General features: G+C 49.0%; 4 protein-coding genes, 4 tRNA genes and 1 pseudogene. 2 read left to right on the top strand and 7 right to left on the bottom strand.

The window, feature by feature from the left end; all coding sequences use genetic code 11:
- From FDX09_RS13610 to FDX09_RS13630, 5 genes are all read right to left on the bottom strand, one after another.
- A partial coding sequence (locus FDX09_RS13610; protein ID WP_000031651.1) for a GTP-binding protein occupies positions 1-128 on the bottom strand: 128 nt, incomplete at its 3' end.
- A 118-nt stretch (positions 129-246) separates the two neighbouring features.
- A tRNA-Thr gene (locus FDX09_RS13615) sits at positions 247-322 on the bottom strand.
- A gap of 5 nt (positions 323-327) precedes the next feature.
- Positions 328-402: transfer RNA gene (locus FDX09_RS13620), tRNA-Gly, on the bottom strand.
- A 114-nt stretch (positions 403-516) separates the two neighbouring features.
- Positions 517-601, bottom strand: a tRNA-Tyr gene (locus FDX09_RS13625).
- 8 nt (positions 602-609) lie between these two features.
- Positions 610-685, bottom strand: a tRNA-Thr gene (locus tag FDX09_RS13630).
- A gap of 19 nt (positions 686-704) precedes the next feature.
- On the opposite strand from FDX09_RS13630, the pseudogene FDX09_RS23940 reads away from it, so the two are divergent.
- A pseudogene (locus FDX09_RS23940) lies at positions 705-773 on the top strand (hypothetical protein); the annotation flags it as partial.
- A gap of 303 nt (positions 774-1076) precedes the next feature.
- A complete protein-coding gene (gene coaA / locus FDX09_RS13640) occupies positions 1077-2027 on the top strand; it encodes a type I pantothenate kinase (protein ID WP_032940924.1) in 951 nt (316 codons plus the stop codon).
- A gap of 32 nt (positions 2028-2059) precedes the next feature.
- Here the strand turns inward: coaA and birA are convergent, their stop codons facing one another.
- Together birA and murB are read right to left on the bottom strand one after the other, a co-directional pair.
- Entirely contained in the window at positions 2060-3022 is a 963-nt protein-coding gene (birA, locus tag FDX09_RS13645) for a bifunctional biotin--[acetyl-CoA-carboxylase] ligase/biotin operon repressor BirA (RefSeq protein WP_038636096.1), read from the bottom strand.
- Positions 3019-4047, bottom strand: coding sequence for a UDP-N-acetylmuramate dehydrogenase (gene murB / locus FDX09_RS13650; RefSeq protein ID WP_087856916.1), 1029 nt, complete (start codon positions 4045-4047; stop codon positions 3019-3021). The genes birA and murB overlap by 4 nt, the downstream gene beginning before the upstream one ends.
- Positions 4048-4195 lie beyond the last annotated feature (148 nt).

A 4195-nucleotide genomic window follows, 5' to 3' on the forward strand; every position in this document is an offset into this window, starting at 1 on the left:
GCACCGCCGTAGGTTTTAGCCAGTACGGTAGTGATTGCAGCGGTCAGCGTTGTTTTACCATGGTCAACGTGGCCGATAGTACCGACGTTAACGTGCGGTTTAGTACGTTCAAATTTTTCTTTAGACATCGATTGTCCCTCTAAGACACGGATAAATCGGTGATATCACCACATCAACCAGGCAATATACCTGAGCTGTTGAATGCTTTTAAAAGTAAACAGAGAGAAACGGGAAGGAGAAGTGAAGTGGTGCTGATACCCAGAGTCGAACTGGGGACCTCACCCTTACCAAGGGTGCGCTCTACCAACTGAGCCATATCAGCACGTCTGGAGCGGGCAGCGGGAATCGAACCCGCATCATCAGCTTGGAAGGCTGAGGTAATAGCCATTATACGATGCCCGCATCCTGAAACTCGGCTACCCAGTTCTTTCTGTAACAAAAAAGAGATTTCTCTCTTTTATGTTCGAGCTGATTAATTTTTTAACCAACTCAGGCGGCGATAACGCTGCCAGAAAGTGGTGGTGGGGGAAGGATTCGAACCTTCGAAGTCTGTGACGGCAGATTTACAGTCTGCTCCCTTTGGCCGCTCGGGAACCCCACCGGACTTGATGGTGCCGACTACCGGAATCGAACTGGTGACCTACTGATTACAAGTCAGTTGCTCTACCTACTGAGCTAAGTCGGCATCAAGTAGCGCGCATTTTATGGAGACCTGCGCACTCATGCAACTAAAAAATTGCATAAAATGTTCTATCGCTCACATTTTGCACTATACGTCCGATAAATAATCTATTTCTTCGTATGATTGGACAAATTTCCAACGGCGCGCGCCCTTCCAAAGGCAAGTTTTTCGCCGCCATGCACTTATCCATAGAGAGAAAGTACCTCTTTATACATCTGGAATTGCCGTCACATTGCTTTTCAGGGGATGATTTTTTCTTATTATTCCCCCTCATCTGGTGTTACCCTCCTGCCCATTGTCCAAATTAACTGAAATGTGCGTGCCATTGCGTGCCGGGGATGATTTCGTTTTTTTACCGCAGACCTGATATAGCAATGACAGCCAGACCATGCGTATGAGTATAAAAGAGCAAGCGTTAACGTCGCCTTACCTACAGTTTGATCGCAACCAGTGGGCTGCGCTTCGTGATTCCGTGCCAATGACCCTGACCGAGGAAGAGATTGCTCGTCTGAAAGGCATTAACGAAGACTTGTCGCTGGAAGAAGTTGCCGAAATTTATTTGCCTCTATCGCGTTTGCTAAATTTTTACATCAGTTCGAACCTGCGACGTCAGGCGGTGCTGGAGCAATTTTTAGGCACTAACGGCGAGCGTATTCCTTATATTATCAGCATTGCTGGCAGCGTCGCCGTTGGCAAAAGCACCACAGCACGTGTTTTGCAGGCACTGTTGAGTCGCTGGCCTGAGCATCGTAAGGTTGAATTGATTACGACCGACGGTTTTCTTCATCCCAATCAGGTGTTGAAAGATCGTGGACTCATGAAGAAGAAAGGCTTCCCTCAGTCCTATGATATGCACCGCCTGGTTAAATTCGTTTCCGATTTGAAGTCAGGCGTACCCAACGTCACGGCACCGGTATACTCCCATCTTATCTATGATGTGATCCCTGATGGCGACAAAACTGTTGCCCAACCCGACATATTAATACTTGAAGGGCTTAATGTATTACAGAGCGGGATGGATTATCCTCACGATCCACATCATGTATTTGTTTCTGATTTTGTCGACTTTTCTATTTATGTTGATGCACCAGAGGAATTACTCCAGACGTGGTATATCAACCGCTTCCTGAAATTCCGCGAAGGAGCATTTACCAACCCAGACTCTTATTTCCATAATTATGCGAAATTGTCGGAAGACGAGGCAATCAACACGGCCACTTCGTTATGGAAAGAGATTAACTGGCTGAATTTAAAGCAAAATATTTTACCAACGCGTGAGCGTGCCAGCTTAATCATGACCAAAAGCGCCAATCATGCTGTTGAAGAGGTCAGACTACGCAAATAAATTAACAAGGGGAGCCGCAGCTCCCCTTGTTATTATTCAGCGCTTCTGAGCGATATTTCTCCGCCCATCCAGGGTTTTATCACGCCATTTTGTTCGAGCAATAATGCACCTTGTGCATCTATTCCACGAGATATCCCAAATATTTCTTTATCGCCAATAATGAGTTTTACCGGGCGGTCGATAAAGTTGTCCAGCGTCTTCCAGCGGGACAAATACGGCGCTAAGCCCTCATGCTCAAACAATACCAACGCAGCGCGCAGCTCGCGGATTAGTCGGGCAGCAAGGGTATTGCGGTCAATGTTAATTCCCGCTTCCTGGAGATTAATCCAGCCCTGATTAACGACATTCTCTTCTACCCGGCGCATGGACATATTAATACCCGCACCGATAACAATTTGCGCGGCATCGCCCGTCTTACCGGTGAGTTCAACCAGAATTCCGGCCAGTTTACGATCGAGCAGATAGAGATCGTTCGGCCATTTCACGCGAACTTTATCCGCCCCCAAATCGCGTAAAACCTCCGCCATGACAATACCAATCACCAGACTCAGACCAATTGCGGCTGCCGGTCCTTGCTCCAGTCGCCAGAACATTGAGAGATACAGATTGGCGCCAAACGGTGAGAACCACTTACGTCCGCGGCGACCACGACCGGCCTGCTGATACTCAGCGACGCAGGCATCCCCTGACTCCAGTTGACCAATACGGTCCATCAGGTACTGGTTGGTTGAGTCGATAACCGGCAGAACCGTGATATTCCCTCCATCCAACTGAGAATGAATCAGTGATGAGTCTAATAACTGGATAGGCTCAGGTAAGCTGTATCCTTTACCGGGAACAGTAAAGACATCAACGCCCCAGTCGCGTAGCGTCTGAACATGCTTATTGATTGCCGCACGGCTCATTCCCAGCTGTTCACCAAGCTGCTCACCAGAATGAAATTCGCCGTCGGCTAACAAGGAAATAAGCGTCAGGGGGACGGTATTATCTTTCATGCGATGATCTCCACAGCATTCACTTCACCCTGTGGGCCAATAAATCTGACCTCGGGTTCGAGCCAGACATTGAATTTCTCACCGACTTTTTGGCGTACATGATGCGCTAGTTGTACCACATCCTGACTGGTCGCACGGTCTGCATTAATCAGTACCAGTGCTTGCTGCTGATGTACCGCTGCCCCACCAATACGCATGCCTTTTAGCTGGCATTGATCGATAAGCCAGCCGGCAGCCAGTTTTACTGAACCATCTACCTGCGGGTAATGAGGCGCAGTCGGGAATTTGGCCAACAGTTCCTGCGCAACGTGCGCTGTAACAACCGGGTTTTTAAAGAAGCTACCGGCATTACCGTTAACTTTCGGGTCAGGCAGCTTTGTTGTGCGCATATGACAGACAGAATCAAAAACCTGCTGAGGCGTCACGGTTGTAGGATCCAGACGCGTCAGGTCACCGTAAGTGAGAACGGGCTGCCACTGTTTAGGCAAGCGCAAACCAACGGCAACGATTGCGAAACGATCCTGATATTCATGCTTGAAGATGCTGTCACGGTAACCAAAACGACATTCCGCGGCGCTGACGCGTAGATGTTTACCGGTTGACAGTTCAACGCAGTCCACATATTCACAGACACGCTGCAGCTCCACACCATAAGCACCAATATTCTGAATGGGCGATGAACCGACACATCCGGGAATGAGTGCCAGATTTTCCAGTCCAGGCATACCTTCTTGCAGCGTGTGCTGTACCAGATGATGCCAGTTCTCACCGGCACCGACGTGCAGGTGCCACGCCTCAGGTTGTTCTGTAATCTCAATGCCCTTGATTCGATTGACGATCACCGTTCCATGGAAGGTATCGAGAAACAGGACGTTACTCCCCTCGCCCAGGATCAGTACTGGATGATGTGATGCATTCGCTGATTGCCAGGCATTCAGCAGTTGTTGCTCATTTTCGGCGCAGACAAGCTCATTAGCTTGTTGATCGATACCGAAGGTGTTCCAGGCTTTAAGGGAGTGATTCATAGACGCTTTCCTGATGCAAAATCGCGCTTAGTTTACCGCATATGCCGCAGGATGGCTTGTCTTATGGAGGCAAGGGGGTTGCCTGATGCGCTTTGGCAGGCCGGATAAGGCGGGATGCCGCATCCGGCAGGTTTCATTTCGTACAGAC

It is taken from the genome of Citrobacter sp. wls717, assembly GCF_005280955.1.
Classification (GTDB): Bacteria; Pseudomonadota; Gammaproteobacteria; order Enterobacterales; family Enterobacteriaceae; genus Citrobacter; species Citrobacter werkmanii.